Source organism: Paenarthrobacter sp. NPDC056912, from assembly GCF_042786555.1.
Classification (GTDB): domain Bacteria; phylum Actinomycetota; class Actinomycetes; order Actinomycetales; family Micrococcaceae; genus Arthrobacter.
In genome coordinates, this window is sequence record NZ_JBHUCD010000002.1 from 412809 (window position 1) to 431723 (window position 18915).

Annotated in this window: 15 protein-coding genes and 1 pseudogene; 9 read left to right on the forward strand and 7 right to left on the reverse strand. The window is 63.0% G+C overall.

Features of this window, described 5'->3' with window-relative positions; genetic code table 11:
- Nucleotides 1-233 precede the first annotated feature (233 nt).
- Nucleotides 234-407, forward strand: a complete 174-nt coding sequence (locus ACFRJ9_RS03955) for a hypothetical protein (RefSeq protein ID WP_377664647.1) — start codon at nt 234-236, stop codon at nt 405-407.
- A 4-nt stretch (nt 408-411) separates the two neighbouring features.
- On the opposite strand, the gene ACFRJ9_RS03960 is transcribed toward ACFRJ9_RS03955, so the two are convergent.
- A complete protein-coding gene (locus ACFRJ9_RS03960) occupies nt 412-861 on the reverse strand; it encodes a group II truncated hemoglobin (RefSeq protein ID WP_377664649.1) in 450 nt (149 codons plus the stop codon).
- 57 nt (nt 862-918) lie between these two features.
- Nucleotides 919-2124 (reverse strand): ROK family protein, encoded by a 1206-nt coding sequence (locus ACFRJ9_RS03965; protein WP_377664651.1) that lies wholly within the window; start codon nt 2122-2124, stop codon nt 919-921.
- Nucleotides 2125-2269: 145 nt separating this feature from the next.
- Here ACFRJ9_RS03965 and xylA point away from each other — a divergent pair, with 145 nt between their 5' ends.
- The 7 genes from xylA (at nt 2270) to ACFRJ9_RS04000 (ending at nt 11010) form a co-directional block, all read left to right on the forward strand.
- The gene (gene xylA / locus ACFRJ9_RS03970; RefSeq protein WP_377664653.1) at nt 2270-3457 is read left to right on the forward strand and encodes a xylose isomerase; all 1188 of its coding nucleotides are present in this window, start codon (nt 2270-2272) and stop codon (nt 3455-3457) included.
- An 81-nt stretch (nt 3458-3538) separates the two neighbouring features.
- Nucleotides 3539-4969 carry a xylulokinase gene (locus ACFRJ9_RS03975; RefSeq protein ID WP_377664655.1) on the forward strand — a complete coding sequence of 477 codons (1431 nt, stop codon included), beginning with the start codon at nt 3539-3541 and terminating at the stop codon, nt 4967-4969.
- Nucleotides 4970-5038: 69 nt separating this feature from the next.
- On the forward strand, nt 5039-6025 hold the full coding sequence (locus tag ACFRJ9_RS03980; protein WP_377664695.1) for a LacI family DNA-binding transcriptional regulator: 987 nt from the start codon (nt 5039-5041) through the stop codon (nt 6023-6025).
- A gap of 128 nt (nt 6026-6153) precedes the next feature.
- Nucleotides 6154-7860, forward strand: a complete 1707-nt coding sequence (gene araB, locus ACFRJ9_RS03985) for a ribulokinase (protein ID WP_377664657.1) — start codon at nt 6154-6156, stop codon at nt 7858-7860.
- A complete protein-coding gene (locus tag ACFRJ9_RS03990) occupies nt 7857-8564 on the forward strand; it encodes an L-ribulose-5-phosphate 4-epimerase (protein ID WP_377664659.1) in 708 nt (235 codons plus the stop codon). The genes araB and ACFRJ9_RS03990 overlap by 4 nt, the downstream gene beginning before the upstream one ends.
- A 32-nt stretch (nt 8565-8596) precedes the next feature.
- Complete coding sequence (gene araA, locus ACFRJ9_RS03995; protein ID WP_377664661.1) at nt 8597-10117, forward strand: L-arabinose isomerase; 1521 nt, start codon at nt 8597-8599, stop codon at nt 10115-10117.
- Entirely contained in the window at nt 10114-11010 is an 897-nt protein-coding gene (locus tag ACFRJ9_RS04000; protein ID WP_377664663.1) for an aldose 1-epimerase family protein, read from the forward strand. Before araA ends, ACFRJ9_RS04000 begins: the two co-directional genes overlap by 4 nt.
- A gap of 73 nt (nt 11011-11083) precedes the next feature.
- On the opposite strand, the gene ACFRJ9_RS04005 is transcribed toward ACFRJ9_RS04000, so the two are convergent.
- Nucleotides 11084-12691 carry an AMP-binding protein gene (locus ACFRJ9_RS04005; RefSeq protein WP_377664665.1) on the reverse strand — a complete coding sequence of 536 codons (1608 nt, stop codon included), beginning with the start codon at nt 12689-12691 and terminating at the stop codon, nt 11084-11086.
- Nucleotides 12692-12773: 82 nt separating this feature from the next.
- A complete protein-coding gene (locus tag ACFRJ9_RS04010; protein ID WP_377664667.1) occupies nt 12774-13544 on the reverse strand; it encodes a cyclase family protein in 771 nt (256 codons plus the stop codon).
- A gap of 128 nt (nt 13545-13672) precedes the next feature.
- On the opposite strand from ACFRJ9_RS04010, the gene ACFRJ9_RS04015 reads away from it, so the two are divergent.
- Nucleotides 13673-14314 (forward strand): CerR family C-terminal domain-containing protein, encoded by a 642-nt coding sequence (locus ACFRJ9_RS04015; RefSeq protein ID WP_377664669.1) that lies wholly within the window; start codon nt 13673-13675, stop codon nt 14312-14314.
- Here ACFRJ9_RS04015 and ACFRJ9_RS04020 read toward each other — a convergent pair.
- The 3 genes and pseudogenes from ACFRJ9_RS04020 to ACFRJ9_RS04030 all read right to left on the reverse strand — a co-directional run.
- Nucleotides 14305-15141 (reverse strand): sigma factor, encoded by an 837-nt coding sequence (locus tag ACFRJ9_RS04020; RefSeq protein WP_377664671.1) that lies wholly within the window; start codon nt 15139-15141, stop codon nt 14305-14307. The two genes, ACFRJ9_RS04015 and ACFRJ9_RS04020, sit on opposite strands and share 10 nt — an antisense overlap.
- 493 nt (nt 15142-15634) lie before the next feature.
- A complete protein-coding gene (locus tag ACFRJ9_RS04025; protein WP_377664673.1) occupies nt 15635-16063 on the reverse strand; it encodes a hypothetical protein in 429 nt (142 codons plus the stop codon).
- Between the two features lie 92 nt (nt 16064-16155).
- Nucleotides 16156-18915: pseudogene (locus ACFRJ9_RS04030) on the reverse strand (hypothetical protein); the annotation flags it as partial.

Here is an 18915-nt window from a genome sequence, read left to right on the forward strand (position 1 = left end):
ATTCAAAGAAGGTGGCGACAGCACACCTTGCCCGGCCAACCACAAAAGGCTCGACGACGACCCCCGGGCAAGTGCCGCCGTCGAGCGCCTTGTGTCCACTACAAATCGTCGGAGACGCAGGTGAGATAAGTGCTACACAGCTGAAACATTGCGTCGACGCGAGGAAACAATGGCCACCTACATTGGTTTTACCTGGACAAAGACGTCCACGAAACCACTGAAAGGACACCACCATGATGCTCTTGAAGACCCTGAACTTTTTCCTCGACGGCAGCGGCGGCCAGAGCGGTCCGTCCGGCGATTCCACCAGCCAGCCCGCACCTGTCTTCACTACGGAACGCCTGACCTCCAGCGCTTGGGAGGGCTGGTGGGACGACGCCGACCAGGGCTTCCCGGCAGAAGCCTGATCCCTCAGCCGGCGTCCAATCCGTCCCAGGACCACTGGGGAATCAGCAGCCCGGCCGGGACATCCTCTGCTGAACGTTCGTAGCGGGCCATCGTGTTGGTAGTGGCCCAGGCAAAGTAATAGTGCAGGACCCCGCGGAGGCGGACGTCCATCAGGCCGACGTCCGCGAGCGCCTGGTCGAAACACTCAATGGCCCGGCGGTCCATCTCTTGGTGGGATCCGTTTCCGCTGTGCATTCGAACCACTGACGTCTCGTCGCCGTATGTTTCGGTGTACAGCGGCGGTCCGCCCAGGGCCTCGCCCCAGTAGGCGGCCAGTCGCTGGATGTGTTCCGGATGAACGCCATGCCGGAAGGCGTGCCCCACTACTTCGTCCTCAACCACCCTGGCATGCCACGCCGTTGCCAGGGCGAGGAAGAATTCCGGACCGCCCGCGGCCTCATACACCGTCTGCATGAACCAACGATTGCATGGTCGGGGCCTGCCCGGAAGGTGCGTGCTGCCTGTCTTGCGCTACGCGAGCTTGCTGGCCAACAGAAACTCGAACGGGGACTCAATGACGGACCGGATGACTTGGCCGGCTGCGCCCAGCAGGGTCCCGGAGTGCCCCAGGTGTGACACCGTGAGATGCGTCGGATCCAAAAGCCCGGGTGCGTAACGTTCCAGGCTGGCTAGCAGGGCCGGCCTCAACCACTCGTTCAACACGGCGAAATGCCCGCCAAGTACAACGGTTTCGATGTCCATCAGCCGCGCGGAAGAGGCGAGCGCGACACCCAAGTACCGTCCGGCGTCGTGGACTGCCTGGGTGGCCTGCGGCTCAGCGGCGGCCAGGGCCGTCAGCAGCAGCTCCGTCCGTTCGCTAAGGGAACCTTCCGGGATCCTGGCCGCTTGGAAGATTGCTTCCTGGCCGGCGAACGTTTCCAGGCAACCGGCACCTCCGCACGAGCAGGAAGGGCCCTCCGGATGCACCACTATGTGGCCAAGCTCCCCCGCGGAACCACCCGGCCCAAGGTACAACTCCGAGCCGATGACCACACCGCCACCTACGCCGACTTCGCCTGAGACATAGAGGAAGTCCGGCTGGCCGTCGCCATACCAAAGCTCCCCCAGGGCGGCGCTGTTGGCCTCGTTGGAGAGCCTGACACCCAGCGGGGCATCTTCCAGCAACGACCTCGGATTCAATTGCTCGCGTTCCCAATGAAGGTTGGGAGCGGACAATACAACGTTGCGCTGCTCATCCACCAGGCCGGGGACGGCCAGCCCCCCGCCCATGATGGCGATGCCGTCAGCGGCGGCCGCTGCCCTTGCTTCTGCAGTCAGGTTCCCCAGCCGCTCCATGACTACATTCGGAGCCAGTCCCCTGTTGCGCGACTCCACCGTGGAGCGGAACCGCAGACTACCCCCAAGGTCCACCAAGCCCACGGCCAAGTAGTCCACGTTGATTTCCATGCCTACCACCCCGCGGCGGGCGCTGAGCTCGAGGCCCTGGCCGGGCCGTCCCCGCTCGCCGTCGCGGTAGAGGCCCACTTCGGAGACGAGCCCGGACTCCACAAGGTCCGCGACGAGGCTGGAAACTGCCGCCTTGGTGAGTCCGGTGCCGGCTGCCAGTTGGGCGCGGCTCGGCTTGGCATCTCCGGTGCGGGCTATGGAGTCCAATACCAGCGAAAGATTTCGACGGCGGACATCACCCACCCGTCCGGGCGCGGCTGGCTCATTCACGGGAGTGGACCTCCTGGCAGGTTTCGAATATTTCTTGCCGACTTCCATTGACCATGATCCATCATCCCCCATATAGTTCAGATTGAAAACTAATTGGAGAGCTCGCTTTCCACGCCCTCCCCAGTGCTTTGCAAAGGAGCAAATAATGACCACGCAGCCTACCCCGCAGGACCGATTCACCTTTGGCCTCTGGACTGTCGGTTGGACCGGCGCCGACCCGTTCGGCGTGGCCACCCGCCCTGCGCTGGACCCGGTGGAAGCTGTCCACAAGCTCAGCGACCTGGGCGCCTACGGCATCACTTTCCACGACAATGACCTGGTTCCCTTTGACGCCACCGCTTCAGAGCGCGACCTCATCCTGAAGAACTTCAAGGGCGCACTGGCGGAGACCGGCCTCAAGGTGCCCATGGTCACCACCAACCTGTTCAGCCACCCCGTGTTCAAGGACGGCGGATTCACCTCGAATGACCGTTCCGTGCGCCGCTTTGCCTTGAGCAAGATCCTCCGGAACATCGATCTCGCCGCCGAGCTTGGTGCAGAGACCTTCGTCATTTGGGGCGGCCGTGAAGGCAGCGAATATGATGGCTCCAAGGATCTCTCCGCAGCCCTGGACCGCATGAAGGAAGGCGTGGACACCGCCGCCGGCTACATCAAGGAAAAGGGTTACGGTCTGCGGATCGCCCTGGAACCCAAGCCGAACGAACCCCGCGGCGATATTTTCCTGCCGACCGTTGGACACGGCCTGGCTTTCATCGCCCAGCTGGAACACGGCGACATCGTAGGCCTCAACCCGGAGACAGGCCACGAGCAGATGGCGGGCCTGAACTTCACCCACGGCATCGCCCAGGCACTCTGGGCCGGCAAGCTCTTCCACATTGACCTCAACGGCCAGCGCGGCATCAAGTACGACCAAGACCTCGTCTTCGGCCACGGCGACCTCACCAGCGCGTTCTTCACCGTGGACCTCCTGGAGAACGGCTTCCCCAATGGCGGACCGAAGTATGACGGCCCGCGACACTTCGACTACAAGCCGTCCCGCACCGATGGTTACGACGGCGTCTGGGAATCGGCCAAGTCCAACATGTCGATGTACCTGCTGCTGAAGGAACGCGCCCTTGCTTTCCGCGCGGATCCCGAAGTCCAGGAAGCCCTTGCCACGTCGGGTGTCTTCGAGCTGGGCCAGCCCACGTTGAACGCCGGCGAAACCACCGCCGAGCTGCTGGCTGACGCCAGCGCCTTCGAAACGTTCGACGCCGACAAGACCGCCGAGCGCTCGTTCGCTTTCGTCCGCCTCAACCAGCTGGCCATCGAGCACCTGCTCGGCGCCCGCTAAACCCCTCACCGCCACCAGCACTCCCGCCGCCGGACCTGTCTCTTGCCAGGTCCGGCGGCGGACCGCCAAAGGAACAAAAGCATGCCTCTCGTAGCCGGGATCGATAGCTCCACCCAGTCCTGCAAAGTGGTCATCCGGGACTCAACAACTGGCGCTTTGGTGCGCCAAGGCCGGGCCTCCCATCCTGAAGGTACGGAGGTTCACCCTGATCATTGGTGGGCCGCCCTCCAGGAAGCAATTGCGCAGGCCGGCGGCTTGGAGGACGTCGAAGCTGTCTCGGTGGGAGGCCAGCAGCACGGCATGGTGTGCCTCGATGAATCCGGCGATGTGGTGCGCCCTGCCTTGTTGTGGAATGACACCCGTTCCGCACCTGACGCCGAAGCACTGATCCTGGATGCAGGCGAGGGAGATGCTTCCGCTGGTGCTGAATACTGGGCGTCCAGCACGGGGACCGTTCCGGTTGCATCGCTGACCGCCACCAAGCTCCGTTGGCTTGCGCTAAACGAGCCCGCGAATGCCGAACGCACGGCTGCCGTATGCCTCCCACACGACTGGCTGTCCTGGCGCTTGGCCGGTTACGGGCCGGGAACAGGACCATCCTCGCTGGAACTCCTTCGCACGGACCGGTCCGATGCCTCCGGCACGGGCTACTACGCCGCCCATTCCGGCGAATACCTTCCCGAAGTCCTGGAACGTACCCTGGGGCATGTCCCGGTGCTGCCCGTCGTCGTCGGACCCCTGGAAGCTGCGGGCAAGACGCCCTCCGGCGCTTTGATCGGGCCTGGTGCCGGCGACAACGCAGCTGCGGGCCTGGGCGTCAGCGCCGCCGTCGGGGATGTCGTTATCTCAATCGGGACATCAGGGACCGTGTTCGCGGTGTCCGATGTTCCGGCCCGGGATGCCAGCGGCCTGGTGGCAGGGTTTGCGGATGCTACAGGCAACTTCCTTCCGCTCGCCTGCACGCTCAATGCAACCCGGATCTTCGACGCCACTGCTGCGTTGCTGGGCGTGACCCTGATGGAGCTCGGTGAACTGGCACTCTCTGCTCCCCAGGGTGCAGGCGGTTTGACCTTGGTCCCGTACTTTGAAGGTGAACGAACACCCAACCTTCCCGAGGCCACTGGTTCACTCCACGGCCTCACCGTTTCGAACTACACCCCCGCAAACCTGGCCAGGGCCGCGATCGAGGGCGTGCTGTGTTCATTGGCCGATGGCCTGGCGGCGTTGCAAGCGCAGGGAGTCGAGGCCCAACGAATCATCCTGGTGGGCGGCGGTGCCCAGTCAACGGCTGTGCAGCAGGTGGCGGCGACTGCTTTCGGGCTGCCGGTGTTCGTGCCGGCGCCTGGCGAATACGTAGCCGACGGCGCCGCACGCCAAGCAGCAGGCATCCTTACCGGCCAGCTGCCTTCCTGGCCGCTGGAAGGCGTGGACGTGACTGCCGTCGACTCCACAGAAGCTCCCGAGTTCCTCACGCGATACCGCCAGCACGCCGCCAAGGTGGCCATGGGCTGATCTCCGCCACAGGTGCTCTATCGTGACAGGGTGAGCACTGAACAATCCGCACAAATCCGCCCTCCCGTCATGGAGGACGTTGCCCGCGTGGCAGGTGTTTCCCACCAGACCGTTTCCCGCGTGCTGAACAATCACCCCAATGTGAGCACCAAGACCCGCGAGCGCGTTGAACAGGCAATCAACAAGCTTGGCTATCGTCGCAACACCGCGGCGCGCAGCCTGGTGACGCGGCGTTCCCAGACCATCGGCGTCCTCGGAAGCGAAGTGGCTGAATACGGGCCGTCGCACACCGTCCTCGGAGTCCAACAGGCTGCAAGGGACGCGGGATACTTTGTCAGCATCGCGGGGCTGCGGGAGGTCACTCCCGAGACCATCAAGGACGCCATCGCCCATTTCATGGACCAAGGCGTAGATGGAATCGTGGTGATCGTCCCGCATCCAGGTACGTTCGAGGTCCTCCGGGGCATCACGGCGCACGTACCATTGGTGGCTGTGGGATCCATCGGTGATGAACGCCTCAGCGGCACCGCCGTGGACCAGCGGCAGGGAGCACGGCTGGCCGTGCAACATCTCCTGGAGCTTGGCCACACGCGGATTGGGCACTTGTCCGGACCGGTTGACTGGATTGATGCAGCGGCCCGCATTGAAGGATGGCGGGACGCCTTGGATGAGGCCGGTCTTGTTCCTGCTGCCCTGATCGAGGGTGACTGGAGCGCAGAATGCGGGTACAGGGAAGGCCTGAAAATCGCCAAGGAGGGCTCCATGACGGCCCTTTTTGCGGCCAACGACCAAATGGCTCTCGGCGTCCTCCGGGCGTTCCATGAAACCGGAGTCCGTGTGCCAGAGGACGTGAGCGTGGTGGGTTTCGACGATCAACCCGAGTCTGCTTACTTCATCCCTCCGCTGACCACCGTTGCCCAGGACTTCGAGGAACTCGGCCGGCGCTGCATCAGCCTCCTGCTGGATCGCTTGGAAGGCGGCGTCACCGGCACCCCCGCCACGGTCACCCCGCGCCTGGTGGTCAGGTCCACCACGGCAGCCCTCGCCACCGTCTAACCCACGTAAGCAGCAGTTGGGTTCCTCTTGACATCAACGTTGTTAGCGCTAACAATTGCATCAGACCTTCCACGCTTTTTCCACCCCGACCCCCGGCAATGAGGCCCTGGCCAGCCGGATGGAGACCCATGAATACCTCTGAAAACCTCCCGCTCGACGAGCAGTTCGTCATCGGCGTCGACTATGGCACATTGTCCGGTCGCGCTGTGGTGGTGCGAGTCTCGGACGGTGCGGAGCTCGGCAACGGGGTGTTTGAGTACCCGCACGCCGTTATTTCGGACCGCCTCCCCATCACGGGCCAGAGGCTGCCCGCCGACTGGGCGCTCCAAGTACCCAACGACTACCGCGACGTCCTGCGCAATGCCGTGCCAGCCGCCGTCGCCGACGCCGGCATCGACCCGAAGAACGTGGTGGGCATCGCCACTGACTTCACCGCGTGCACCATGGTTCCGACGACGGCAGACGGCACGCCGCTGAACGAACTCGAACGCTTCGCGGACCGCCCCCACGCCTACGTCAAGTTGTGGCGTCACCATGCAGCGCAGCCCCAGGCGGACCGCATTAACCAGCTCGCCGAAGAACGCAGCGAGTCCTGGCTCCCCCGGTACGGCGGCCTGATCTCGTCGGAATGGGAGTTCGCCAAGGGTCTGCAACTGCTTGAGGAAGACCCGGAAGTCTACGACGCCATGGAGCATTGGGTTGAGGCAGCCGACTGGATCGTCTGGCAGCTCTGCGGAAGCTACGTCCGCAACGCCTGCACCGCCGGGTACAAGGGCATCCATCAGGACGGCAACTACCCGTCTGCGGACTTCCTGGCAGCGTTGAACCTTGATTTCAAGGGCTTCGTTTCCGAAAAGCTGGAACACACTATCGGCCGTTTGGGCGACGCCGCCGGTTACCTCACGGAAGAGGCAGCGGCCTGGACCGGGCTTCCGGCGGGGATCGCCGTGGCGGTGGGCAACGTGGACGCCCACGTCACCGCTCCGGCGGCCAATGCCGTGGACCCCGGCCAGCTCGTCGCGATCATGGGTACGTCCACTTGCCACGTCATGAACGGCGATGTCCTCCGCGAGGTCCCCGGCATGTGCGGCGTTGTTAAGGGCGGGATCGTGGACGGGCTGTGGGGATACGAGGCCGGGCAGTCCGGAGTCGGCGACATCTTCGGCTGGTTCACCAAGAACGGAGTGCCACCGGAGTACCACCAGGCCGCCAAGGACAAGGGGGTGGGGATCCACGAATACCTCACCGAGCTCGCCGAGAAGCAAGCTATCGGCGAGCACGGCCTCATCGCTTTGGACTGGCACTCAGGCAACCGCTCAGTGCTGGTGGACCACGAACTTTCCGGTGTCGTTGTGGGCCAGACCTTGGCCACGAAGCCCGAGGACACGTACCGGGCACTATTGGAGGCCACGGCCTTCGGCACCCGGACCATCGTGGACGCTTTCCGGGATTCGGGTGTGCCGGTGAAGGAGTTCATCGTGGCCGGTGGACTACTGAAGAACACGTTCCTGATGCAGGTCTACGCGGACATCACCGGGTTGCAGCTCTCCACGATCGGCTCCGAGCAAGGCCCTGCCCTGGGCTCGGCCATTCACGCTGCAGTGGCCGCCGGGAAATACAAGGACATCCGGGAAGCTGCCGCGTCCATGGCTGCGGCTCCCGGAGCCGTTTACACGCCCATCCCGGAAAACGTTGCCGCTTACGAGGTCCTTTTCCAGGAATACCGGACCCTCCACGACTACTTCGGCCGCGGGAGCAACAACGTTATGCACCGCCTCAAGGCGATCCAACGGGCCGCGATCCAGGCGGACACCTTGGAAGGAGCCAACGCATGAGCGCCCTGCTGGAAACCATCGCAAGGATCCGCAAGGAAGTCTGCGAGCTCCATGCCGAGCTGACCCGCTACGAGTTGGTGGTGTGGACTGCCGGGAACGTTTCGGGCCGGATCCCCGGGCATGACCTGATGGTCATCAAGCCGTCGGGCGTCTCCTATGACCAGCTGACTCCCGAAGCCATGGTGGTCACGGATCTCTATGGCACCCCGGCCACCACCATCCACTCTGAGGACGGACAAACCATCACCTGGGGCAACCCGGACTTTTCGCCGTCCTCGGACACCGCGGCCCATGCCTACGTCTACCGCCACATGCCGGAGGTGGGCGGCGTGGTGCACACGCACTCCACCTATGCCACTGCCTGGGCTGCCCGCGGCGAGGCGATCCCGTGCGTACTGACCATGATGGGCGACGAATTCGGTGGACCCATCCCGGTGGGACCGTTCGCGCTGATCGGCGATGACTCCATCGGCCAGGGCATTGTGGAGACGCTGAAGAACTCCAATTCCCCCGCGGTCCTGATGCAGAACCACGGACCCTTCACCATCGGCAAGGACGCCCGCGAGGCCGTCAAAGCCGCCGTCATGTGCGAGGAAGTGGCCAGGACCGTCCATGTTTCGCGCCAGCTCGGCGAGCCGCTGCCCATGGATCAAGCCAAGATCGAGTCCCTCTACGACCGCTACCAGAACGTTTACGGCCGTTGATCCGGCCCCAAGAACACCGTCAGGAGCACCACATGCCCAACGCCAACAACACCTCCCTGGAGCAGTACGAGGTCTGGTTCCTCACCGGCAGCCAGCATCTCTACGGCGAGGACGTCCTCAAGCAGGTGGCCGCACAGTCGCAGGAGATCGCCACCGCGCTCAACGCCACCAGCGATGTTCCGGTCAAGCTCGTGTGGAAGCCGGTGCTCACCGATTCCGACGCCATCCGCCGCACAGCTCTTGAAGCCAACGCCGACGACTCCGTGATCGGCGTGACCGCGTGGATGCACACCTTCAGCCCCGCCAAAATGTGGATCCAGGGCCTCGACCTGCTCCGCAAGCCACTGCTGCACCTGCACACCCAAGCCAACCGGGACCTGCCGTGGGCGGACATCGATTTCGATTTCATGAACCTCAACCAGGCAGCCCACGGCGACCGGGAATTCGGCTACATCCAGTCGCGTCTCGGCGTGCCGCGGAAGACCGTCGTCGGGCATGTCAGCAATCCCGAGGTCGCCCGTCAAGTGGGCGCGTGGCAGCGCGCCTCAGCGGGCTGGGCCACCGTCCGCACGCTGAAGTTGACCCGTTTTGGCGACAACATGCGCAATGTCGCCGTCACCGAAGGCGACAAGACCGAGGCTGAGCTGCGCTTCGGCGTCTCGGTAAACACCTGGTCCGTCAACGAGCTCGCCGAGGCGGTCCACACCGCGAAAGAGTCCGACGTCGACGCCTTGGTTGCCGAGTACGAGCGCCTTTACGAGGTGGCCGACGAACTAAAGAAGGGCGGCGCACGCCACGAATCATTGCGGTACAGCGCCAAGATCGAGCTGGGCCTGCGCAGTTTCCTGGAGGCCAACGGTTCCGCAGCGTTCACCACGTCCTTCGAGGATCTCGGCGAGCTGCGCCAGCTCCCCGGCATGGCTGTCCAGCGCCTCATGGCCGATGGTTACGGCTTCGGCGCGGAAGGCGACTGGAAGACCGCCATCCTGGTTCGCGCGGCCAAAGTCATGGGCGGGGACCTGCCCGGCGGTGCCTCGCTCATGGAGGACTACACGTACCATCTGGAACCGGGAAGCGAGAAGATCCTGGGCGCCCACATGCTCGAGGTCTGCCCCTCGCTGACCGCCAAAAAGCCGCGCGTCGAGATCCACCCGCTCGGCATCGGCGGCAAGGAAGACCCTGTCCGCATGGTGTTCGATACGGACGCTGGCCCCGGCGTCGTCGTCGCTCTGTCCGATATGCGCGACCGGTTCCGTTTGGTCGCGAACGTGGTGGACGTCGTCGACCTTGACCAGCCGCTCCCCAACCTCCCGGTGGCGCGCGCGCTCTGGGAACCCAAGCCCAACTTCGCCACTTCGGCGGCCGCGTGGCTCACCGCCGGAGCCGCGCACCACACGGTATTGTCCACGCAGGTGGGCCTGGATGTGTTCGAGGACTTCGCCGACATCGCCAAGACCGAACTTCTCACCATCGATGAGGGCACCACCATCAAACAGTTCAAGAAAGAACTCAACTGGAACGCGGCGTACTACAAGCTGGCAGGCGGCCTGTGAGCGCTGAATTCACGCTGACTTCTGGCGGCTACGAGGCAGTCATCACCGCCCATGCGGCCGCGCTGCGCGTCCTGCAATTCGCCGGCCGGGACCTTATAGTCCCGTTCCCGGCCGACGGTCCGATCCCGGACTACCGTGGCATCATCGCCGCGCCGTGGCCCAACAGGATCGCCGACGGCAAGTACACGTTCGACGGCGTCGAGCACCAGTTGCCGATCAACGAACCTGAGCGGGAAACGGCGCTGCACGGCCTCGCCTTCCCGCTCGACTGGACGTTGAAGGAGTCCGACGCCGGTTCGCTCACCTTGACGTGCACCGTAGGGCCCACGGCGGGCTACCCGTTCGTCCTGGCGCTTGAGGCCCGATACGTGCTGGACGACGCCGGGCTGCACACGTCAGTTACCGCGGTGAACGCAGCCGACGTCGCGGCCCCGTACGGCGTCTGCCCGCACCCGTACCTCGTGGCCGGTTCGTCGCCGTTGGACGAGTGGATCCTGGACTTTGCCGCGGATTCGTTCCTCGAAGTGACCCCGGACAGGCTGCTGCCGGTTGGCACTGTGTCCGTGGAGGGCCACGCTTTCGACTTCCGTTCCGCCAGGGCGATCGGCACCACCGAGATCGACCACGCCTTCACCGGCATAACGTTCGACGGCGGGCTCGCGCGGCTGTCGCTGCGGGACCCGGCGGGCACCGGCGTCGGAATGTCCTGGGACGAAAGCTGCCCCTGGCTGCAGATCCATACGGCCGACAAGCCGGAGCCCGTTCCGAACCGGATCGGCCTGGCCGTGGAGCCGATGACCTGTCCCCCGGACGCCTTCAACAGAGGAACCGACCTGGTCCGTTTGGAGCCCGGCGCCAGTCACACCGCGTCCTGGAGCGTCTACGCGCTGTAGGCCCAACTGGCGGCACCGTGTGGCCCGGAGGCAGGTGCTTCCGGGCCACACGGTGCCGGCAACGCAGGGGAAGTTACTGGCCCGCGGCGCGTCTTTGGCGAAGGACGTACCGCTGAATCTTGCCTGACGGTGTTTTCGGCAGATCGTCAACAAAGTGGATACGACGCGGATAGGCATGCGCCGCGAATTCTGTCTTGACGAGCTTCTGAAGCTCAAGAGTGAGCGCGTCGTCCCCGGTGATGCCTTCCTGAAGGACCACGTAGGCCTCCAGGACCTCACCACGGAGCTCGTCGGGGGCGCCTATGACGGCTGACTCGTGGATCGCGGGGTGCGTTGAGAGGACACTTTCGACGTCGAACGGACCGATCCTGTAGCCGGCCATGATGATCACATCGTCATCGCGGGATGAGAAGAAGTAGAAGCCGCCCTCGTCTACCATTCCCGCGTCGCCGGTCAAGAACCACCGACCATCTTCGCTGAAGCGTTCTGCGGTCCTTTCCGAAGCGTCTTTGTACTCCGTAAACCACATGAAGGGGCTCGCTGTGGTGTCGACTGCTACTCGGCCCACGACTCCCGGTGGCGCGGGTTCGTCCCCAGTGGTCTGCAAGACCGTGCAGCTCCACCCCGGCAAGGGACGGCCCATGGAGCCGGGACGGAGCTCGTCGCGAATGACGGGATGCCAAGCGTTCGCAATCACCATGCCGTGCTCGGTCTGTCCAAAGTGGTCACGGACCGGCACACCAAGTGCTACCCCTGCCCAGGCGCTCACTTCCGGCGTGAGGGGTTCGCCGCATGAGGTTGCCCGACGCAGCTTCTGCTGTGTCCCACCGGGTGCGGATCCCAGGCGCATGGCCCTGTAGACGGTGGGAGCGGCGGCGAAGTTGGTCACTTTGAACCGTTCGATGACGGCGAAGCTCAGCTCCGGGGAGAACCCGGCGTGCAGCAGCAGGCTCCGTTTGCCTGCCGCGAGTGGTCCGAGGATCCCGTAGTAGAGCCCATAAGCCCAGCCCGGATCTGCAGCGTTCCAGAAGACGTCGTCATTGCGGACATCAAGCCCGAACTCCATGTAGTGGTGGAATCCGGCCAGGGCCTTGATCGGCACCCGGACACCCTTCGGAGTGCCTGTGGTTCCGGACGTAAAGAGCAACACCAGTGTCCCGTCTCCTCCCAGCGCTTCGGCCTTGATGCCAGGCTGCTGGGCGGCAAGCAGAGGCGCCAGTGCGAGGTCATTGGTCCTTCCCGTTCCGCCCGAGACGACGACGTCGGCGTCGATGTCCTGGATCTTTTCCCTTTGGTCCGCATCCACGATGACAACTTTCGCTTCGGACGCCTTGAGCCGCATCTCAATTGCGGGCCATGCGAAGGCCGTGAACAGCGGTACGTGCACGGCACCTCGCCGCCAGATGGCCAGCAGCATGACCACAAGGTCGGCGGACTTTCCCATCAGGGTGGCCACGGCGTCACCAGGTCCCACGCCCAGCCCAGCGAGGACGGCGGCGCCTCGTTCGGACCGCTCCCGCAGCTGCCCGTACGTGATGTCCTCGCAGCTGAGGTCGGATTCAATGATGGAAAAGGCGACGGCTGTTGGATCCTGTGCATCGCACAGCAATTCGGCGGCACAAGTATCCGGTGATGCGTAGCGGCTCAGGGCGGCCTCGACGCTGAGGGCGGTGGTGCTCATGTGACTCTCCTACGAGTGGATGTGGTGGCTGCGAACAGAATGCATTCTGTTCGGGGAGGGCACGCAAATGCGCCCCTGCGGGCTAGTCCAGGATCGCGACGGCGCGAGTCCAGCCCGCGGAAGCTGCGCTGACCTTTACCGGAAAGCAACTAACCATGAACCCCGTCGGTGGGAGTGCCTCAAGGTTGCTGAGCTTTTCAATGTGGCAGTACCCCGTGGTGCGTCCCGCTCTGTGGCCCTCCCAGATGATCGAGGCATCGCGTTCCCGGGCAAAGCGCTGGGCAGTGTAGCTAAAGGGGGCGTCCCAGCTCCATGCGTCCGTTCCTGTAACGCGCACGCCACGGTCGAGCAAGTACATCGTGGCGTCACGCCCTATTCCACAACCGGATTCGACATAGTCGGCTTCCCCGTAGCGGCTGCCGGCGCGCGTGTTCACGAGCACGATCTCGAACGGGGACAACGTGTGCCCGATGTGGGCCAGCGCCTCTTCGATGTCTTCCGGTGTTGCAACGGCGCCGTCCGGCAGGTGCCGCAAATCCAGTTTGACGCCCGGTTGGTAGCACCATTCGAGGGGGACCTCGTCGATGGTCAAGGCGGGCTTCCCGCCGTCCATCGTGGACGCAAAGTGGTACGGGGCATCCAGATGCGTGCCGTTGTGGGTGGTCAACGTCACCTTCTCGATAGCCCAGCCCTCCCCATCCGGCAGGTCATCGGCTCTGGCGCCTGGGAAGAATGCCAGCAAATCGTCAACGGTGTCCTTGTGCCCGAGGTACTCGATGCTCGGACGGTGACCCGGGGGATCGGAAGCAATTCCGCTGCACAGCGCCACGGAGATGTCGACGAGTCGACTCATTTCATACCTCTTTCACAAGGCTGTTGATGTGATGTGACGAGAGCCACTAAACTGAGACTGTACATACGTACAGTTAGTAGGTCAACGGATAGACTCCGTTGAGGATGACAAAGGCGGAGGATCCGGATATGACAGCGGTTGCAAGAAGCGGGCGGGAGACCTCCGACACTGCACAACCGGCGTCCCGCAAAGATTCCATTCTGCGCGCAGCAGAAAGACTCTTCGCGATCAATGGCTACCACGGCACTACAATGCGCGACGTCGCAGGCGAAGCCGGAGTGAAGCTGGCGCTTCTCGTGTACCACTTCGAAACGAAGGAGAATCTCTACTTCTCGACGTTCGAGAACCGCCAGTACATCAACAACGAGAGGCTTGAACGCCTGCGCGCCATTGAGGACCCCACGGCTCCTGGAAGTTTGGAGAAGATCATCGACGCCTTCGTGGAACCAGCCCTTCGACTGCACGACAACGCTGAGGATGCTTGGTTCGCCCGGCTCGTCCTGAGAGAGGCCTCCGACCCGTCCAGCCAGGATCGAAGGGTTATTTCCACCTTGTTTGATCCGCTGGCCCGCGAATTCATCGACGTGATCAAAGCGGCCCTGCCCGACAAACCGGCGGGATTCCACCATTGGGCTTACGTCTTCAGCGTGGGGGCACTCACCCAAAGCGTCTTCGAAACCCGCGTCGGAAACATCGCGGACGAACCGCGATTTGCGATGAAGGCCGACGCTCTCAAGGCATACTTGCTGGCTGCCTTCACTCACGGGTGACTAGGAGGTACTGCGTCAATGAACGCTCCACACTCCGGCATGGTAGACGTGAAAGGCCATCCCGGCATAGGAACTGCACGCATGGCTCCTTGTATATCGCGGAGTTGCATGAGAGCCGCTGCGCACTGAGAACAACCTCTTAGGTGCGTCTCGACCTTCTCCCGAGACGACCGTTTCACGCCGTTTCGTGCATAGGCACCAAGCAGCCCAAGGTAGGGCTCGCAGCCCTCGTCCAAAGATGAAGTGACATGACTTTGCAGATATGCCCTGCGGAGTCCCTCCCGGGCTCGCAATGCCAATGCAGAGGTGGCGTTTGGCCCAAGCCCAAGCAAGTCGGATGCCACTGATGGCTTCAAACCTTTGACATTTACGTACCAAAGAACGGCTTGCCATCGCCGGGGAAGCGACCGGAAGGCGGTCGTGACAGCGTTGTTTTCAAACTCAGCAAGTACCGTGTCTTCGTCGAATGACGCAGTGTCCAGAATATGCCGTTCGGAAGTCACTATGGATCTAGACGCCGCAAGGTTCCGCGCGTGGGCCATTCGCCTTACGATGCGGAGCAGATATCCGCGGAAGATTGCTTCCGGTCCATGACCGGCATGAAGGCGCTGAAGCACCGCCGTGAACGAGTCAGCTACCACGTCGTCGATGTCAGATGCGTTGTCCAAATGGCCTGCCGCTACTCGCTTTGCTGGCTCTAGATAGCGACCATAGAGCACGCCGAAAGCCTTGCTGTCACCCTCGCGCACCCTCTTAATGAGCCGTTCATCATCATTTTCAACCAGGAAATCACGGCCAGGTCGCCTTTGCACTGTATCGACCTCCATGGAAGTTCAGTGGTGGAACGGGCGGAAACCTAATGCAGAAAACCATCGATATTGATGGCGACGTGAATCTCTTTCGCTGGCGTCAAGGAGTGCCGTCAGTATTGCTGCGGGCTTCGTAGCGACCTTGGAGGTCTCCCACGCGGGAAGTTGGGGCGATGAACTCCGTCGCTGTAAAGCGGGTGCGGTCAAGGGCCTGCCAAATAGTTCGAATGCAATGAACAAGCAATCACGTATGGACGATAGTTTAGAATTAGACTGAAGTATAAGAAGTAATACAATGCTCGTCAACGACATCCCGGATCAGGACTGTAGTGGCCGTGGACGCAACTGCCAGCCTGGCAACCGAAACGGAACCTGAGGAGAGAACGAATGAGCCGCCCAACCCGGGCCTCATGGGAGACAGTCTGGGGCAGGTCGGTTGAGGCAACACACGAAAAAGCGGCCGAGGAAGTACTGAGTACCCCCTCGGCCGCTCATCTAATCCGCCTGCGGGTTACAGCACGGTGGCGCCCAGCACACACTTGATCTCGGCGGCCGGCTTGGTCACCTCTGCGGTCGCAACCCAGTCAATGGACTTTCCGGCCTGGGGATCCTTGAACGTCTGCTCTCCGCGCGCGAGGACTGCCGATGTTTTCGGGTCCACCCAACTGACGGAGATCTTGACGACGCCCTTGGTTCCTTCGGGCGGAGTGACTGTGCCTTTGGCAGTCACTTTCCCCGGTGCGGTATCGCACGACGCCATTTTGGTGGCCTCGATGATCCCAGTGCCCGGGTTTGCGGGCTTCGCCTCGCCGGTGGTGGCAGCTTGGGTAGTAGTGGACGACGGCGATGTCCCCGCCTCGCTGCTGTTCGACGAGGAACAACCGGCCAGCGCGGCGGCCGAGACCAACACGCCCACCATGCACGCTACTGTCTTCTTCATGTCTTGCTTACCTGGTTCTTTCTGGGTCTGGAAGTGAGCGAAGAGCGGCGCAGCAACCGGGGTTGGGGCCCCGATTGCCGCGCCTTTCTTTCCTATGCCTCGGAACGCCTACGGCGTCCAACGAGGAACAGGAGCAGCCCCGCGCCAGCAACGAGAAGGCCGATCGGCAACACGGTAAGCACAACGCCCGTGTAGGCCAGCGGTTCTTCTGGTTGGCTCGGAACGACCGGCGGGAAGGTCACAACAGCACTTGCAGGTGGCGTTGTGACAGGGGGTCCCGTCGGAGGTGTACCAGTAGAGGTCGCCGTGTTGGTGACCTGACCGGCGTTGATGTCAGCCTGGGTGATCGCGTACGTTGCCGTGGCGGTCACGGTTTCACCGGGCAGCAGGGTTCCTGCAGCACCGGGCCAGGAGTAGACCAGCGGGGACAGACCCGGCAGGGAGTCGTTGATAACGACATCTGTCAGGGTGACGTTCCCGGTGTTCTTGGCCGTGAAGGTGTACGTAATCACGTCGCCCACCTTCGTCGGATCACCAACGGCGGACGCATCCGCTGTCTTGGAGAAGACCAGACCAGCACCCGGGGTCAACGGGGTGTCCGTGCCAGCCGGCGGCGGGGTTACCGGAGGACCGGTCGGAGGAGTACCAGTGGTCGTTGCGGAGTTGGCAACGTGACCGGCGTCGATATCAGCCTGGGTGATCGCATACGTCGCCGTAGCGGTCACGGACTGGCCCGGAAGCAGTTCTCCCGGGGTTCCCGGCCAGGTGTAGGCCAAAGCCGAGAGACCAGCCAGCGGATCATCGATGGACACGTTGGTCAGCTTCACGTTTCCAGTGTTCTTCGCCGAGAAGGTGTAGGTGATCACATCACCAACAACCGAGGGCGACTGGACTGCCGAAGCGTCGGCCGTCTTGGTGAACTCCATCGCCGGTGCCGGGGTCAACGGGGTGTCCGTCGTTCCCGGAGGAGGGGTAACCGGAGGACCGGTCGGAGGAGTACCAGTGGTCGTTGCCGTGTTGGCCACGTGACCGGCGTCGATATCAGCCTGCGTGATCGCATACGTCGCCGTAGCGGTCACCGACTCACCTGGCAACAACTCACCGGGAGTACCCGGCCACGTGTACGTCAGGGCCGAGAGACCAGCCATAGGATCGTCGATGGACACGTTGGTCAGCTTCACGTTGCCGGTGTTCTTGGCCGTGAACTGGTACTCAATCCGGTCTCCGACCTTGGACGGGCCTGCCATTGCCGGCACGGCAGCGGTCTTAGTGAACGTCATGCCCGGAGCCGGAGTCAACGGAGTATCCGTACCAGCCGGCGGCGGGGTTACCGCAGGACCAGTCGGAGGAGTACCCGTCGTCGTCGCCGTGTTCGCAACATGACCAGCATTGATATCAGCCTGCGTGATCGCATACGTCGCCGTAGCAGTCACGGACTGGCCCGGAAGAAGTTCTCCCGGGTTTCCCGGCCAGGTGTAAGCCAAAGCCGACAGACCAGCCAACGGGTCATTAATCGTGACACCCGTGAGCTTCACATTGCCCGTGTTCTTCGACGTGAACGTGTAAGTGATCTGGTCACCCACAACAGACGGATCCTGAATGCCGGAAGCATCGGCCGTCTTAGTGAACTCCATGGCCGGAGCCGGAGTCAACGGAGTATCCGTGCCAGCCGGCGGCGGGGTTACCGCAGGACCAGTCGGAGGAGTACCCGTCGTCGTTGCCGTGTTGGCCACGTGACCGGCGTCAATATCAGCCTGGGTGATCGCATACGTCGCCGTAGCAGTCACGGACTGGCCCGGAAGAAGTTCTCCCGGGGTTCCCGGCCAGGTGTAAGCCAAAGCCGAGAGACCAGCCAGCGGGTCCGTGATGGACACGTTGGTCAGCTTCACGTTGCCCGTGTTCTTCGCCGAGAAGGAGTAGGTGATCACGTCACCAGCCTGCGTCGGGTCCTGAACAGCAGAGTTATCAGCCGTCTTGGTGAACTCCATCGCCGGTGCCGGGGTCAACGGGGTGTCCGTGCCAGCCGGCGGCGGGGTTACCGCAGGACCAGTCGGAGGAGTACCCGTCGTCGTTGCCGTGTTCGCAACATGACCAGCTTCAATATCAGCCTGCGTGATCGCATACGTAGCCGTAGCAGTCACCGTTTCACCGGGCAGCAACTCGCCGGGCGTGCCCGGCCAGGTGTAAGCCAAAGCCGACAGACCAGCCAACGGATCATTAATCGTGACACCGGTGAGCTTCACATTGCCAGTGTTCTTCGACGTGAACGTGTACGTGATCTGGTCACCCACAACAGACGGATCCTGAATGCCGGAAGCATCAGCGGTCTTAGTGAACGTCATGGCCGGTGCCGGAGTCAACGGAGTATCCGTACCAGCCGGCGGCGGGGTTACCGCAGGACCAGTCGGAGGAGTACCCGTCGTCGTTGCCGTGTTCGCAACATGACCAGCTTCAATATCAGCCTGCGTGATCGCATACGTCGCCGTCGCGGTCACGGACTGACCCGGAAGAAGTTCTCCCGGAGTTCCCGGCCAGGTGTAAGCCAAAGCCGACAAACCAGCCAACGGATCATTAATCGTGACACCCGTGAGCTTCACATTGCCAGTGTTCTTCGACGTGAACGTGTAAGTGATCTGGTCACCCACAACAGACGGATCCTGAACCGCACTTGCATCAGCGGTCTTAGTGAACGTCATGCCCGGTGCCGGGGTCAACGGAGTATCCGTACCAGCCGGCGGCGGGGTTACCGCGGGACCGGTCGGAGGAGTACCCGTCGTCGTTGCCGTGTTCGCAACATGACCAGCTTCAATATCAGCCTGCGTGATCGCATACGTCGCCGTAGCAGTCACCGT